This window comes from Kribbella sp. VKM Ac-2566, from assembly GCF_004366005.1.
Classification (GTDB): Bacteria; Actinomycetota; Actinomycetes; order Propionibacteriales; family Kribbellaceae; genus Kribbella; species Kribbella pratensis.
Window position 1 is genome coordinate 1,377,649 of record NZ_SODT01000009.1, and the last position, 14,026, is coordinate 1,391,674.

Consider the following 14,026-nt stretch of genomic DNA (forward strand, 5'->3'; position numbering starts at 1 on the left):
ACCAGGCGCGGGGTCTGGTTCATTGTGCTGCCTCCACCGTGGAGCCGGACTTCTCATGGAACCTCTCGGAGACCTGGCGGATGAGCAGGTTCGCGACGAACCCGACGGCCAGTACGCCGACCATCGTGAACAGCGCCGGCCGGTACGCCGCCGCGGTCAGCGTGCCCGGTTTGCCCTCGCGGTCCAGGAACCCGTTGATGATCAGCGGCCCGGCGATCCCTGCCGCCGACCACGCGGTCAGCAGGCGCCCGTGGATCGCGCCGACCTGATAGGTGCCGAACAGGTCCCGCAGGTACGCCGGAACCGTCGCGAATCCGCCGCCGTAGAACGAGATGATGACCGCGGCCAGCAGCACGAAGACCACCGTGCTGGTGTGCCCGACGGACGCCAGCAGCGTGTACGCGACGATCCCGACGCCGAGGTACATCGCGTAGATCGGCTTCCGCCCGATCAGGTCGGACGTCGACGACCAGCCGAACCGGCCGGCCATGTTGAAGATCGACAGCAGGCCGACGAACCCGGCGGCGGCCGCGACCGCGACGCTCGACTTGCCCCCTGTGACACCGTCGCCGCGGAAGAAGTCCTGGATCATCGGGCTGGCCTGCTCCAGGATGCCGATACCCGCCGTGACGTTGCAGAACAGCACGACCCACAGGAACCAGAACTGCGGCGTCTTGATCGCGTTCGCCGCCGAGACGTTGCCGGTCGTGACCAGGGCCTTCTGCCGCACCGCCGACGAGTCGAAGCCGGCCGGCGCCCAGCCGTCGGCGGGGACGCGGATGTTGAAGACGCCGAACATCATGATCGCGAAGTAGCCGATGCCCAGCGTCAGGAACAGGCCGACCAGCGCGCTGCCGCCGGCCACCGAAGTGCTCACGTTCGGGTCGTAGCCGGAGTCGTAGAGCCCGAGCAGCTGGCGGGACAGCGGGCTGGCGACCAGTGCGCCGCCGCCGAAGCCCATGATCGCCAGGCCGGTCGCGAGGCCGGGGCGGTCCGGGAACCACTTGATCAGCGTGGAGACCGGCGAGATGTACCCGATCCCGAGGCCGATGCCGCCGATCACGCCGTACCCGAGATAGACCAGCCAGAGCTGGCCGGTGCCGATGCCGAGGGCGCCGACCAGGAACCCGGTCGCCCAGAAACAGGCGGCGACGAACATCGCCTTCCGCGGTCCGTTGCGTTCCACCCAGGTGCCGCCGACGGCGGCGGACAGGCCGAGCATCACGATCGCGATGCTGAACACCACGCCGACCGCGGTCTGGGTGGTGTCGAAGTGCTTCACCATCGACGTCTTGTAGACGCTGGTCGCGTACGCCTGGCCGATGCACAGGTGGACAGCCAGCGCGGCCGGCGGGATCAGCCAGCGGCTGTAGCCCGGCGGTGCGACGGTGTGCTCCCGGTCGAGAATCGACAAGACTGCCATCACGGCTCCTTCTCGTCCCCCAGCTGACAACCCTTCGCGCATCCTGGCTCACTGTATGCATTTTGTGAAGTGTTAAACCATCTTTTCCCCGAACGTGTCGGGAGAGGACAACCGAACCCGGGACCTGTGAGACTGGGCCTATGGCGATCTCGGCGAAGTTGTTGGGTGAGGACGAGTACGTCGTCGTCAGCACCCGGACGCACTGGAAGGCGCTGATCGGGCCGGTCTTGCTGCTGCTGGTGGTGGCAGGTCTGGGCGGTTTCCTGGCCGCGATCGTGCCGTCCGGGTCACTGCAGACCCCGGCCCGGATCGCGATCCTCGCGGTCGGCGTGGTGGTCGTCGCGACCTTCGGGCTGAAGCCGTTCCTGAACTGGTTCTTCTCGACGTACACGATCACCAACCGGCGGCTGATCACCCGGCACGGCATCCTCACCCGGACCGGCCGGGACATCCCGCTGATGCGGATCAACGACGTGTCCTACGAGCACGGCCTGGTGGACCGCATCCTCGGCTGCGGCACGCTGCACATCGAGTCCGCCGGCGAACGCGGTCAGGTCGTGCTCCCCGACGTACCGCATGTCGAGCACGTCCACCTGCAGATGTCCGACCTCCTCTTCGGCGGCCCCGAGGGCAGGCCCGGCGACGGCATCCTCGAGGACGAGCAGCCCCCCGAACACATGCGCCGCCGCCCCCAGCAACCCCAGCAACAACCCCGAACCGACGACGGCGACACAATCTTCAGCTCGGACGACAACCGCTAGAAGACCTCCAGGCTGACCGGTGCGATGGGCCAGCCGAAGGCTGCAGTAGCTCGGGCCAGGGCGCCCGCGGTGTGTTCGGTGATGCGGCCCGTTGGCGCGAACTCGGCCAGCGGGCGACCGCCGAGGTATGCCGCTCCGAGTGCGCCGACCGACACGGTCAGATCGGCCGGGTCGTCGGTGCGCTCGCATTTCACTGACGACTCGGAGGCGGTCAGACGGAAACGGCCGGTGTTCGCCTCGATCAGGTCGTCGGTCACGTCGAGAACGACGTCGACCGGTACGGCGTACTGCCGCTGCTGGAGCGCCCGCGGTACGTCGGTCACACGCAGCCACAGGGACTCGGTCACTCGGCGGTCCAGGGCGGTCGGGGTGCTGACGAGCTGCTGCAGCGGCTCGTCGATGGCGGCGTACCCGTAGCCGAGCTTGGCGCTCAGATCCATCGTCAACAGGTGCTGCCACAGCACCCGGTACGCCGTGGGCTCCGGGGCGACCAGCTCCTCGACGTGCACCTCGTACGCCGGGCCGGTCGGATTCCAGACCATCTTGCCGCGCCAGATCGCGTATCCGTCCACGCTGCCGGTCTCGTCGCGGTGAACCACGATTCGGAGAGCGGTCCGTCCGCCGCGATCGTCCGGTTTGTCCTCGAGGTGTTTCTGCCAGCGCAGCTCCGAGCGGTCGGAGACGCCGGCCCGGACCTGCTGCATCAGGCCCAGGATGCGCGGTAGCTCCTTGAGCGCCTCGTCCGGGGTCAGTTGACCGAGCTCGCCCGGACGGATCGGCCCGGTGGGCGGACCGACTCGGTGCAGGTCGACCTCGTACGCCGTACCCCAGGCGGCCGCGCCGTACCCGAACCGGCCGTAGATCGCCGGCTCGCTGGCCCACAGCACCGCGATCGCCTCCGGCACCTCGCGCAGCTGCTTCCCCATCAACTGGGACAGCACCCCGCGCCGCCGATGCGTCGCCCGCACGCCGACCCCCGTCACATGCGCCGCGGGCACGACGGAACCCGGCACGGACAGGTTGCGTGTCAACGCCAGCGTGGTCCCGATGAACTCCCCGCCCTCGACCGCCACCAGCGTCCGCTCCGGCTCGAACAACTGCCGAGCGAGATCGTCGTCCGGCGTCAGCTCGAACATCATCGCGGCGCTGAACACCGCCCGTACCGCGTCGAACTCTCCGGCCTCGGCTGCACGCACCTCGAAGTCAGTCACCACCGCATCTTCACACGCCGCACCGACAACTTCTGCCCTCGCGGGAGCATCATGCCGGGTAAGGGGGTGGCACCAATGAGGAAACCACTCGTAACAACCGCGGTGGCCCTGCTCTTCACGGCAACCCTGGTACCGACTACAGCGTCGGCCGGCTCCACAACGCCCACCACGTCCACCGCCAACTGTTACGTCAACGCGTCGTCAGTGACCGCAAGCGGTGACCACAACAATCTGGCCGTCGTGTCGACCATGCCGCCGAAGGCGACCAGCGGCGCGCTCGGCCGTGGAGCGTTCGCGCCGGGGCAGGTCAAAGTCATGGCCACGATGTCGATACTGATCGACCAGGGCCCTGACGGCTCTGAATACGACGTGTACGGCTACGTCATCATCGGCGATGCGCTCTACCAGGCGGCGTACGGCGCTCATGACGGGACCGTGAGCAATCCTCCGGCAGGCTTACGGCGGATCGGTGGCGGCTGGGGGAACTTCACGATGGTGGAGGAAGCCGAGTACCAGGGCCCGACGCAGGCGGGCATCTCCCGATGGACCGTCTACGGCCTGCGCAGCGATGGCGTGCTCTTCCGGTGGAACGTCAGCTCCAAGGGCGTCTGGAGCCGTACCGGGTCGGCTCCTGGATTCGCCGCGGTGAAGTCGATGTCGCTGGTCAGCAAGACCGCGACGTACGACACGTTCGTCGCCAACACCCGTGGCGGCGCGCTCTACACGATCCACCTCCCGGTCAGCGCACCGATGAAGCCCGTCGTGAAGCAGGTCCGCACCCGCACCTGGCAGGGCTTCGAGACCCTGATCACCCAGCAGTGCGGCGTGTACGGTTCCCTGCTGCTCGGCATCGACAAGGACACCGACTCCGCCTACCTGTACGCCGTCGGCCGCTACACCGGTGTGAGCACGGTGATCCAGTCGATGGGCAAGGTGCCCGCGACGATGCCCGACAACGTCTACGCCGGTCTGAAGGACCCCGGTAGCCCGAAACACGCCGAATGAGCAAGCCAAGTGAAAGGGGGTGGTACGAATGCTCAAACCACTCGGAACGACAGCAGCGGCCTTACTCGTGGCAGCAGGGGTGGTGATCCCTGGAACCGCGGCAGCGACGCCGAGCGCGGTGTCGGCAGGAGGCTGCCCCGTGGCGGTGGGCTCCGTGACGGCCGGGGGTGATCACCGGGATCAGGGCGTCTTCGCGGGGACGCCGCCCACGGCCCCGGCAAGCCACATCCTGGGGACCGGGGTGTACCCCGACGGAACGGTTCGGGTCAGCTCTTCGATGTCGTGGGGTGATGACGGGCAGAGCATCGCCTTCGTGTCCGGTTACAGCATCCTGGGGGATGGGCTGTACCACGCCAGCTACTCGGCCGGCGGCGGTGTCATCGAGGGCGGGATCAAGCGGATCGGCGGCGGCTGGGGGACCTTCGTCGCCCTCGACGAAGGGTTGTACTACGACAAGGTGCTCCGGTACAACACGTACGGACTTCGTAACGACGGCACGCTGTTCCGCTGGACGATCGACAGCAAGGGCGCTTGGGGGAACAAGGTGTCCGCGCCCGGGTTCGCCGCGGTGAAGGCGATGACGCTGATCAGCTCGACCAAGACCTACGACACGTTCCTCGCGAACACCCGCGGCGGCGCGCTCTACACGATCCACATCCCGACCACCGCGCCGATGAAACCCGTCGTCAAGCAGGTTCGCAGTAAGACCTGGCAGGGCTTCGAGACGTTGATCGCGCAGCACTGCGGCCAGTACGGCTCGGTCCTGCTCGGCATCGACCGGGACACCCACACGGCCTACATGTACGCCCTGGGCCACGCCAGCGGCCCGACCACCGTCATCCAGTCGTTCGGCAAGGTCCCGGGCACCTTCACCGACCCGGTCTACTTCCATTGGACCGACGGCAACCCCACCTGGAAGCCGCCGTTCGGAGAGTGACGAACTCAGACCGCTTCGACGTCGTCTGTCAGCCAGCGGCCGTCCTCTGACTGGAGGGTGAGCTGCACTCGGGTGCGCTGGATGCTCGGCGCCGACGCACCTTTTGTGGTCGTGGTCGTGTCGACGAACAGGAGGACGTGGGCCGTGGCGGCGGACGCGTCCTTCACAGCGGCGTCCTTGACTTCGGCCTTGGCGACGGCCTGCTGGCTCAGCTGTTGCGGACGGATCGCGGCCACGGTTTTCGCGAACTCGGCGCCGAACCTCTCCGTCGTGACCTTCTGGGCCGCCGCCGCGTAGTCGTCGAGCTTTCGGTAGTCATAGGTGAAGAGGACGCCGACGTTCGCCCGCGCAGCCGCCAGGACCTCCGTGCGTTCCTGCTCGCCCGGCGCGGCCTCGTCGAGCTTGCGCTGCAGGTCGTCGGCGCGTTCGAGTTGCGTCTTCGCGTCGGCCCGCACGATGCCGACGGCCACGATCCCGGCGACGGTGGCGCCCGCCAGCAGCACCGCCAGAATGATGCTGACGACAACCGCGGGATGGAGCCGCGACCGCGCCGGCAGAGGCGGTGCAGGGGAAGTCATCGACCAGCCGGCGTCAGCGGACCGCGGGCAGATCCCCGGTCGACTCCCCGTCGAGTTCGGCGGGGGAGTCCGGGGTCGGGGTGTGCTCGGCCTCGTCGAGGGCGATCTCTTCACGGAAGACGAACTTGCGGTAGGACCAGAAGCGGAACAGGGTGCCGAGGCCGAGGCCGATGAAGTTCGCGGCGATGTTGTCGGACAGCCAGCTGTGCAGGTCCAGGACGTACCGCGAGAAGGCCAGGCAGCCGGCCGCGATCAGCAGGCCGATGCCGTTCAGCACGAAGAACAGCACGTACTCACGGTGCAGGCCGGAGCGCTCCCGGTGCCGCCACGTCCAGTACCGGTTGCCGAAGTACGTCACGATCGTGGCGACCGTGGTCGAGATCAGCTTCGCGGTCAGCGGCTTGTGGTGCAGCATGCCGACACCCGAGTCGGCGAGCACCAGCGGGTTGTTGAAGACCAGCCAGTTGTAGATCGGCAGGTCGACGACCAGACCGAGCAGACCGACCAGACCGAACTTGGCGACTTCGTGCACCAAGTGCTGGAACTGGCGGTACAGCGTGGTGACGAGCTTCAACGGACCTCGGGACCTTCTGTGATCACACCGCGACGGGAGGGCAGCTTCCCACGGTACCCGGCGACCGGTCCGACCCCGAAATCGCCCGCGTGCCGCGACAGCCGCCGTACGCCCGATGATGTATGGACATTAGGCTCACCGCTGTGAAGTTCGATCGTAAGGATCTCCCCGTCGGTACCCCCGTGGTCGGCATGGTCGGCGGCGGGCAACTGGCCCGGATGACCCAGGAAACTGCCGTCGCCCTCGGCATCCAGCTCCGCGTGCTCGCCGAGGGCGCGACGGTGTCGGCGGCCCAGGCCGTCGCGGACGCGCCCGTCGGCGACTACAAGGACCCGGAGACGGTACGGCGGTTCGCCGCGGAGTGCGATGTTGTGACCTTCGACCACGAGCACGTCCCGACGGACCTGCTGCACTCGCTCGAGGCGGACGGGATCGCGGTCCGGCCCGGCCCGGACGCGCTCGTGCACGCCCAGGACAAGGCCGTGATGCGCGCCCGGCTGGACACGTTCGACGCGCCGGCGCCCGCGCACCAGGTGGTCGGCACGCCCGCCGACGTCGCGGACTTCGCCAAGCGGGTCGGCGGTTTCCCGGTCATCCTGAAGACCACCCGCGGCGGGTACGACGGCAAGGGCGTGTGGTTCGTCGACGGCCCCGAGGACCCGCAGATCGCGACCGCGTTCGGCAGCGGCGTACCGATCCTGGCCGAGGAGAAGGTGGATTTCGTCCGCGAGCTGTCCGCGATCGTGGCGCGCTCGCCGCACGGTCAGGCGGTCGCGTACCCGATCGTCGAGTCGGTGCAGCGGGACGGCATCTGCGTCGAGGTGACCGCGCCCGCGCCCGGTCTGGCGCCGGAGCGGGCCGCCCAGGCGCAGCAGACCGCGCTGCGGATCGCCGGTGAGCTCGGCGTGATCGGCATCCTCGCGGTCGAGATGTTCGAGGCGCGGGACGGTCGGCTGCTGGTCAACGAGCTGGCGATGCGCCCGCACAACACCGGGCACTGGACGATCGACGGCGCGGTCACGTCCCAGTTCGAGAACCACCTGCGCGCGGTGCTCGACCTTCCGCTCGGCTCGCCGGCCGCGCGGGCGCCGTACACGGTCATGGTCAACGTACTCGGCGGCGACGTCGAGGACATGCACCGCGGCCTGCTGCACTGCATGGCGCGCGACCCGGGCCTGAAGGTCCACTTCTACGGGAAGTCGGTGAAGCCGGGGCGCAAGGTCGGCCATGTCACGGCGTACGGCGACGACCTCGAGGAGACCCGCTCCCGGGCGCGGCATGCTGCTGATTACCTGACCGGCACGATCGACGAATAGGACATGGCTGTGATTGGCATCGTGATGGGGTCGGACAGCGACTGGCCGACGATGAAGGCCGCGGCCGAGGTGTGTGCCGAGTTCGACGTGCCCTTTGAGGCAGATGTGGTGTCCGCGCACCGGATGCCGGCCGAGATGATCGACTACGGACGGTCAGCGCACGAGCGAGGGCTCAAGGTGCTGATCGCCGGCGCCGGCGGGGCCGCGCACCTGCCCGGGATGCTCGCGTCGGTGACCCCGCTGCCGGTGATCGGCGTACCGGTGGCGCTGAAATACCTCGACGGAATGGACTCGCTGCTGTCGATCGTGCAGATGCCGGCCGGAGTGCCGGTTGCGACCGTCTCGATCGGGAACGCTCGTAATGCGGGGCTGCTCGCGGTCCGGATCCTGGCTGCCTCCGATGAGAAGTTGCGGGACCGGATGATCGCGTTCCAGGAAACTCTCGCGGAGTCGGCGCGGGCCAAGGGCGCTACGGTACGTGATGGGGCGGCAGAGCTGCGTAAAGGCTGAGGCGGTCACTGGCTTTCCACAGGACGGGGCGGGTAGTCATGAGTTCCCACTGGTTGTCGTCTAAGGTCGTCGATCGTGACTCCGCCCACTGACTCGGACACGCAGCGCATTCCGGTCCGCTACTGGATCTGGCTGTTCGGCGCTGCCGTGTCCCTCCTCGGCGATCTGACGATGAGGTTTGCCATCGGCTGGTCCGCCACTCGCCACGGGGGCAGCGTCGCCGGCCTCATCCTGTTGCTCGCCGCCGCCCCGCGAGCTGTCCTGCTGCTCGTCGGTGGCGCGATCGGCGACCGGTACGGCGCCCCACGGGTGCTGCTGGTGAGCTGTACCGCGATGTTCCTGGTCACCGCGGCCCTCGTCCCGGCCACTCTGGCTGCCGGCGAACCCGTGTGGTTGCTGGTGATCCTGGCCCTGGTGGTCGGAACGATCGACGCGTTCTTCCTGCCGTCGTCCCGGTCGATGCCGCGGCTGCTGGTGCCGCCCGCGCAGGTGCCGAGGGCGCTCGCGAGTTTCCAGGTGACGGGCGTGATCTTCGCCGTCACGGGCACCGCGGTCGGCGGTGTCCTGGTGAGCTGGTCCGGACTCACCGCGGCGGGCGGTTTCGACGCCCTGACTTTCGGCGTGATGATCATCGTCCTGATCCTGCTGCGGAAGACGATCGCGCCCCCCGGCCGGATGCCGGCCGGCATGCTTCGCTCGATCGGCGCCGGCATCCAGGTCGCCTTCGGCCGCCCGCTCACCCGGGCGCTGCTGATCACGATGACGGTTGCGGCAGGTCTACTGATGCCGCTCGACGCACTGCTGTTCCCGCTGCTCGCCCGCGACCACGGGTGGAACGCCACGACCGCCGCTCTGCTGGTCGCCAGCCGGAGCCTGGGAGTGGGGGTGATCGCCCTACGGATCCTGATGCGGGGCGCGTTTCCCCGGCCGGGCGTCTTCGCCGCGCTCGGCCTCCTGCTGGCGGCTGCCGGACTCCTCGGCCTTTCGGTGCTCGACCCGCTGGCGTTGACGTTCGCCGCCGGTGTGCTGAGCGGGATCGGCGTCGGCATGTTCACCGGTCACGTGCTGCCGCTGCTGATGAACTCGGTGGAGCGTGAGTTCCAGTCCCGCCTGCAGTCGATCGTCGTGCTCTGTCAGAGCATCGCGATCATGGTGGCGAACCCGCTGCTCGGCAGCCTGGCCGATGTGACGGGCATCGGCATCACCGGAGTCTGCCTGGGCATCTCGGTGGCAGCAACCATCACCGGATGCATCGTACTGACCCGCCCGGTCCTGCGCTCGGCAACAGTCGCTTAAGGCCGGCCCGGTGCCCGGTAGGTCCAGCCCGCGGCGCGCCACGCGTCGGCGGCGAGGTTGAGGCGGGCGTCGACGACGACCGGGTCGGTGACGACCGGCTTCAGCGCGACCGGGTCGAGCGCGCGGAACTCCGGCCACTCGGTCAGGTGCAGTACGGCGTGCGCCTCGCGGCACGCCTCGACCGCGGTGGGGGCGTAGCGCAGGGTCGGACGCACCTTGCGGGCGTTCTCCATCGCCTCCGGGTCGTACACCGTGACGTTCGCGCCGTGCAGCTGGATCCGCCCGGCCACATCGAGCGCGGGCGAGTCGCGAACATCGTCCGTACCGGCCTTGAACGCCGCGCCGAGCACGGTGACGTTCTTGCCGATCCACTGGCCGCCGAGCATCTCGTGGGTCAGGTCGACGATCCGCGCGCGCCGGTGGTGGTTGATGTCGTCGACCTCACGCAGCAGCGTGATGACCTCTTCGACGCCGAGCTCGCCGGCCCGGTGCATGAACGCGCGCAGGTCCTTCGGCAGGCAGCCGCCGCCGTACCCGGGTCCGGCGTTCAGCGCGCCGCGGCCGATCCGCTTGTCGTACCCGAGCGCCTCGGCCAGCTGGGTGACGTCCGCGCCGGTCGCGTCGGCCATCTCCGCGAGCGCGTTGATGAACGAGATCTTCGTGGCCAGGAACGCGTTGGCGCCGCCCTTGACCAGCTCCGCGGTCGGCAGGTTGCAGACGACCACCGGCGAACCCTCGTCGATCGGCATCGCGAACACCTCGCGCAGCCGGGCCTCCGCGGCCGCGGACTGGACGCCGAAGACCAGACGGTCCGGGTGCAGCGTGTCCTCGACGCCGTGCGCCTCGCGGAGGAACTCGGGCTGCCAGGCGATCTCGACCGCCGACCCGGCCGGGGCCTGGCGGTGCATGCGTTCCTCGACCGCCTTCGACGTACCGACCGGGACCGTGGACCGGCCGACCACCAGGGTCGGCCTGGTGAGCAGCGGGGCGAGCATGTCGACCACGGAGTAGACCTGGGACAGATCGGCCGCCTCGCTGCCCTCGAGCTGCGGGGTGCCGGCGCAGATGAAGTGCACGTCGGCCCAGTCGGCGATCTCGGTGTAGTCGCTGGTGAACCGCAGCCGGCCGGAGTCCACGTGCTTCTTCAGCAGCGGGTCCAGCCCGGGTTCGTACAGCGGGGCCTTGCCGTCGTTCAGCAGCTTCAGCCGGTGCTCGTCGATCTCGACCCCGATCACGTCGAAACCGAATTCGGCCATCCCGGCAGAGGTGTTGCAGCCGAGGTATCCGGTGCCGATCACGGCGATCCGCAGGGGGCGGGAGGTCGCTTCACTCATGTCGGGGACTCTACCCATCGTGGTTATCGGACGGTTATCGGCTCATGTCTGGACAGTGCGCTCTTGCTCACTTTCGGCGTACGACGCCCCCCACCGGCGAGATGTTCGTCGTACTGTGTGACCCGTGAGTAACTCATTCGAGCTGTACGCGCTGTCCGAGGAGCACCAGGCGATCCGCGAGGCCGTTCGCGACGTCTGCGACGCCAAGGTCGCCCCGCACGCCGGGGACGTGGACGAGCTGGCCGAGTTCCCGAAGGCGTCGTACGACGCGCTGAAGGCCTCGGACTTCCACGCGCCGCACATCCCGGAGCAGTACGGCGGCGCCGGCGCGGACGCCCTCGCCACGGTGATCGTGATCGAGGAGGTCGCCCGCGCGTGCGCCTCGACCTCGCTGATCCCGGCCGTCAACAAGCTCGGCTCGTTGCCGCTGCTGCTGTCCGCCTCCGACGAGGTGAAGCAGCGCTACCTGCCGCCGGTCGCGGCCGGCGACTCGATGTTCTCGTACTGCCTGTCCGAGCCGGAGGCCGGTTCGGACGCCGCCTCGATGAAGACGCGGGCCGTCGCGGACGGGGACGGGTATGTGCTGAACGGCGTGAAGCGCTGGATCACCAACGCCGGCGTCAGCGACTTCTACACCGTCTTCGCGGTGACGGACCCGGATGCCCGCTCGAAGGGGATCTCCGCCTTCGTGGTGGAGAAGTCCGACGAGGGCGTCTCGTTCGGCGCCCCGGAGAAGAAGCTCGGGATCAAGGGCTCGCCGACCCGCGAGGTGTATTTCGACAACGTCCGGATCCCGGCCTCGCGGCTGATCGGCTCTGAAGGCACCGGGTTCGCGACCGCGATGGCGACGCTGGACCACACCCGGGTGACGATCGCCGCGCAGGCGCTCGGGATCGCCCAGGGCGCCCTCGACTACGCGCTCGGGTACGTCAAGGAGCGCAAGCAGTTCGGCAAGGCGATCGCCGAGTTCCAGGGCCTGCAGTTCATGCTCGCGGACATGGGCATGAAGATCGAGGCGGCCCGTCAGCTCACGTACGCCGCGGCCGCCCGCTCGGAGCGCGGCGACTCCGACCTGACCTACTTCGGGGCCGCCGCCAAGTGCTTCGCCTCCGACGTCGCGATGGCCGTCACCACCGACGCCGTCCAACTCCTCGGCGGCTACGGCTACACCCACGACTACCCGGTCGAACGCATGATGCGCGACGCCAAGATCACCCAGATCTACGAAGGCACCAACCAGGTCCAGCGCATCGTCATGGCCCGCCAACTCCTCAAGGGCCTCAGCTGACGGGCACGCCCGCCACCCCGCCCGAACAGAAGACGGGTTATCCCCTCGTGTGTTGGGTTCTCTACTGATACACGAGGAGAGAACCCTGTATTCGAGGGGTTATCCGTTCGTGTGACTGGAGTGCTCTTATGCCGTCTCGAACCGAGCGGGTGTTCCTGCGTCCGCTCGAGTTGGCGGATGTGGCGACGTATGCGTCGTGGGGGCGGGACCGGCGTTTCTGCGAGCACGCCGGCTGGACAATGGATCTGCCCGCAGCTGAGCACGAGACGCACTGGCGCACGCTGATCGAGCACCCGAAATCGGACCTTCTCCGTCGCGCGGCGGTCTTGGCTGACGACGTGATCGGGTACGTCGACCTGGCCGGGGCGGATCCGCATCGACGGGAACTGGGCTATGTCGTTGGGCCTTCCGACCGCTGGGGGCGTGGGCTTGGTGGGATCGTGGCGCGGCTCGGGCTCGACTGGGGGTTCCGGGAGTTGGGGCTCGAGGAGATCTGGGCCGAGGCGGTGAACGCGAATCGGGCGTCGGTGCGGATCCTGGCGTCGCTCGGGATGACGGAGGTCGGGCGGGGGGCCGACGAGGAGTTCCTCGGGGTCGCGAGCCATTATCGGCGGTTCTCGATCAGGCCCGGGTCATGACGGCGCGGTTGCGATGCTGGTGACCAGGGCCGTGGCGCGCTTGGTCAGTTCGGTGCGGTTGGTTGCGCCGGCGTGGATCTGCATCGCGACTCCGTCCAGTACGGACGTGATCAACCGCGCGCGCATCCGGATCTCCTGGTCGGACAGTCCTGGCGTGACGCGCCGGATGAGGACGCCGAGTTCGCGGTAGAACGCCTCGTAGATCTCGTGGTTGAGGCGGCGGAAGCGGGCGTCGTGGTACGCGAGCAGTGACATCGTGCCGAAGACGGCGCCCGCGCCGGTTGTCCAGTTCCGGACCAGGGCGCGTGCGGACTCGGTCAGGCCGTCGATCGTGGTAGCCCGTCGTACGGCCGCGAGGTCGTGCTCGAACTCGGCGCGGATCAGCGCCTCGAGCAGGTCGTCGCGGGTCGCGAAGTAGTACTGGAGGTTTCCCAGCTTCATCTCGGCCTTCGCCGCGACCCGGCGCAGGACGAACTGGTCGAACCCTTCCTCGACCAGCAGCTTCCGCGCCACGGCCAGTACGGCGTCCCGGCGGGCCGCGCCGCGGTCGCTGAACGAGGTGGTCACACCCCGCACCTTACCGCCGTCTAGGTCGTTGACCTACAATTAGGTCAACGACCTAGACAGGAAGGTATTCGGATGCCAGACCGTATGACCCGGGCCGAGCGGGAGGCCTTTCTCACCGACGTACGTGTCGGTGTGCTTGCTGTGACGTCGGACGATCCGGAGCGTGCGCCGGTCAGCGCGCCCGTGTGGTACGACTACTCGCCGGAGACCGGCGTGACCGTGATCATGAACGCGAAGTCCCGCAAAGGCGTCGCGATCGAGGCCGCCCGGCGGTTCGTGCTCGTCGTCCAGTCGGAGGCGACCCCCTACCGCTACGTGACCGTCGAAGGACCTGTCACCGAGATCCGCTCGCCCGACACCGCAAAGGATCTGCTCCCGATGGCGATCCGGTACCTGGGCGAGGACTTCGGTTCGACGTACACGAAGGAATGGGAGGAGGCAGGCGGATCCGAGACCGACCTCGTCTACGTGATGAAGCCGCAGCAGTGGAACACCGCGGACTTCACCAACGACTTCGCCTGAGGCGCCTCGTCCGCCGTTCACCTAGGCTGGGCAGCCCCTGACTGCCCAGCCTTGACTACTCGGCCC

At 68.4% G+C, this 14,026-nt stretch carries 15 protein-coding genes; 9 read left to right on the top strand and 6 right to left on the bottom strand.

The genetic code is table 11. The features are described 5' to 3' along the window. Positions 1–19: 19 nt before the first annotated feature. Positions 20–1,423 (bottom strand): OFA family MFS transporter, encoded by a 1,404-nt coding sequence (locus EV647_RS18055; RefSeq protein WP_134004132.1) that lies wholly within the window; start codon positions 1,421–1,423, stop codon positions 20–22. 140 nt (positions 1,424–1,563) lie between these two features. On the opposite strand from EV647_RS18055, the gene EV647_RS18060 reads away from it, so the two are divergent. After that, positions 1,564–2,184 carry a PH domain-containing protein gene (locus EV647_RS18060; protein ID WP_134004134.1) on the top strand — a complete coding sequence of 207 codons (621 nt, stop codon included), beginning with the start codon at positions 1,564–1,566 and terminating at the stop codon, positions 2,182–2,184. Here the strand turns inward: EV647_RS18060 and EV647_RS18065 are convergent. Next, positions 2,181–3,395 carry a GNAT family N-acetyltransferase gene (locus tag EV647_RS18065; RefSeq protein ID WP_134004136.1) on the bottom strand — a complete coding sequence of 405 codons (1,215 nt, stop codon included), beginning with the start codon at positions 3,393–3,395 and terminating at the stop codon, positions 2,181–2,183. The genes EV647_RS18060 and EV647_RS18065 overlap by 4 nt on opposite strands. A gap of 75 nt (positions 3,396–3,470) precedes the next feature. Here EV647_RS18065 and EV647_RS18070 point away from each other — a divergent pair, with 75 nt between their 5' ends. Both EV647_RS18070 and EV647_RS18075 read left to right on the top strand, forming a co-directional pair. Further along, the gene (locus EV647_RS18070) at positions 3,471–4,400 is read left to right on the top strand and encodes a hypothetical protein (RefSeq protein WP_134004139.1); all 930 of its coding nucleotides are present in this window, start codon (positions 3,471–3,473) and stop codon (positions 4,398–4,400) included. Between the two features lie 139 nt (positions 4,401–4,539). Next, entirely contained in the window at positions 4,540–5,337 is a 798-nt protein-coding gene (locus EV647_RS18075) for a hypothetical protein (RefSeq protein WP_134004141.1), read from the top strand. A 5-nt stretch (positions 5,338–5,342) separates the two neighbouring features. On the opposite strand, the gene EV647_RS18080 is transcribed toward EV647_RS18075, so the two are convergent. Then, positions 5,343–5,915: a hypothetical protein gene (locus EV647_RS18080; protein WP_134004143.1), complete on the bottom strand. Its 573-nt coding sequence runs from the start codon at positions 5,913–5,915 to the stop codon at positions 5,343–5,345. Between the two features lie 13 nt (positions 5,916–5,928). After that, positions 5,929–6,489, bottom strand: coding sequence for a GtrA family protein (locus EV647_RS18085; protein ID WP_134004145.1), 561 nt, complete (start codon positions 6,487–6,489; stop codon positions 5,929–5,931). Between the two features lie 143 nt (positions 6,490–6,632). Between EV647_RS18085 and EV647_RS18090 the strand changes: the two genes are divergently transcribed. From EV647_RS18090 to EV647_RS18100, 3 genes are all read left to right on the top strand, one after another. Then, on the top strand, positions 6,633–7,805 hold the full coding sequence (locus tag EV647_RS18090) for a 5-(carboxyamino)imidazole ribonucleotide synthase (protein WP_238175299.1): 1,173 nt from the start codon (positions 6,633–6,635) through the stop codon (positions 7,803–7,805). 3 nt (positions 7,806–7,808) lie between these two features. Beyond that, positions 7,809–8,315: a 5-(carboxyamino)imidazole ribonucleotide mutase gene (gene purE / locus EV647_RS18095; RefSeq protein ID WP_134004149.1), complete on the top strand. Its 507-nt coding sequence runs from the start codon at positions 7,809–7,811 to the stop codon at positions 8,313–8,315. Between the two features lie 75 nt (positions 8,316–8,390). Beyond that, on the top strand, positions 8,391–9,611 hold the full coding sequence (locus tag EV647_RS18100; RefSeq protein ID WP_134004151.1) for an MFS transporter: 1,221 nt from the start codon (positions 8,391–8,393) through the stop codon (positions 9,609–9,611). Here the strand turns inward: EV647_RS18100 and EV647_RS18105 are convergent. Beyond that, the gene (locus EV647_RS18105) at positions 9,608–10,945 is read right to left on the bottom strand and encodes a UDP-glucose/GDP-mannose dehydrogenase family protein (RefSeq protein WP_202870921.1); all 1,338 of its coding nucleotides are present in this window, start codon (positions 10,943–10,945) and stop codon (positions 9,608–9,610) included. The two genes, EV647_RS18100 and EV647_RS18105, sit on opposite strands and share 4 nt — an antisense overlap. A gap of 124 nt (positions 10,946–11,069) precedes the next feature. Between EV647_RS18105 and EV647_RS18110 the strand changes: the two genes are divergently transcribed. Together EV647_RS18110 and EV647_RS18115 are read left to right on the top strand one after the other, a co-directional pair. Continuing rightward, the gene (locus EV647_RS18110) at positions 11,070–12,233 is read left to right on the top strand and encodes an acyl-CoA dehydrogenase family protein (RefSeq protein ID WP_134004153.1); all 1,164 of its coding nucleotides are present in this window, start codon (positions 11,070–11,072) and stop codon (positions 12,231–12,233) included. 128 nt (positions 12,234–12,361) lie between these two features. Next, the gene (locus EV647_RS18115) at positions 12,362–12,871 is read left to right on the top strand and encodes a GNAT family N-acetyltransferase (RefSeq protein ID WP_134004155.1); all 510 of its coding nucleotides are present in this window, start codon (positions 12,362–12,364) and stop codon (positions 12,869–12,871) included. Here the strand turns inward: EV647_RS18115 and EV647_RS18120 are convergent. After that, complete coding sequence (locus EV647_RS18120) at positions 12,866–13,438, bottom strand: TetR/AcrR family transcriptional regulator (RefSeq protein WP_166680364.1); 573 nt, start codon at positions 13,436–13,438, stop codon at positions 12,866–12,868. The two genes, EV647_RS18115 and EV647_RS18120, sit on opposite strands and share 6 nt — an antisense overlap. Positions 13,439–13,510: 72 nt before the next feature. Between EV647_RS18120 and EV647_RS18125 the strand changes: the two genes are divergently transcribed. Beyond that, on the top strand, positions 13,511–13,960 hold the full coding sequence (locus tag EV647_RS18125) for a pyridoxamine 5'-phosphate oxidase family protein (protein ID WP_134004159.1): 450 nt from the start codon (positions 13,511–13,513) through the stop codon (positions 13,958–13,960). Positions 13,961–14,026: the final 66 nt, after the last annotated feature.

What these genes read in the sequence shown, in the direction of transcription:
- EV647_RS18070 (WP_134004139.1), top strand. Translation starts at nt 3,471, where the DNA reads ATGAGGAAACCACTCGTAACAACCGCGGTGGCCCTGCTCTTCACGGCA.
- EV647_RS18125 (WP_134004159.1), top strand. Translation starts at nt 13,511, where the DNA reads ATGCCAGACCGTATGACCCGGGCCGAGCGGGAGGCCTTTCTCACCGAC.
- EV647_RS18055 (WP_134004132.1), bottom strand. Translation starts at nt 1,423, where the DNA reads ATGGCAGTCTTGTCGATTCTCGACCGGGAGCACACCGTCGCACCGCCG.
- EV647_RS18080 (WP_134004143.1), bottom strand. Translation starts at nt 5,915, where the DNA reads ATGACTTCCCCTGCACCGCCTCTGCCGGCGCGGTCGCGGCTCCATCCC.
- EV647_RS18115 (WP_134004155.1), top strand. Translation starts at nt 12,362, where the DNA reads ATGCCGTCTCGAACCGAGCGGGTGTTCCTGCGTCCGCTCGAGTTGGCG.
- purE (WP_134004149.1), top strand. Translation starts at nt 7,809, where the DNA reads ATGGCTGTGATTGGCATCGTGATGGGGTCGGACAGCGACTGGCCGACG.
- EV647_RS18105 (WP_202870921.1), bottom strand. Translation starts at nt 10,945, where the DNA reads ATGAGTGAAGCGACCTCCCGCCCCCTGCGGATCGCCGTGATCGGCACC.
- EV647_RS18060 (WP_134004134.1), top strand. Translation starts at nt 1,564, where the DNA reads ATGGCGATCTCGGCGAAGTTGTTGGGTGAGGACGAGTACGTCGTCGTC.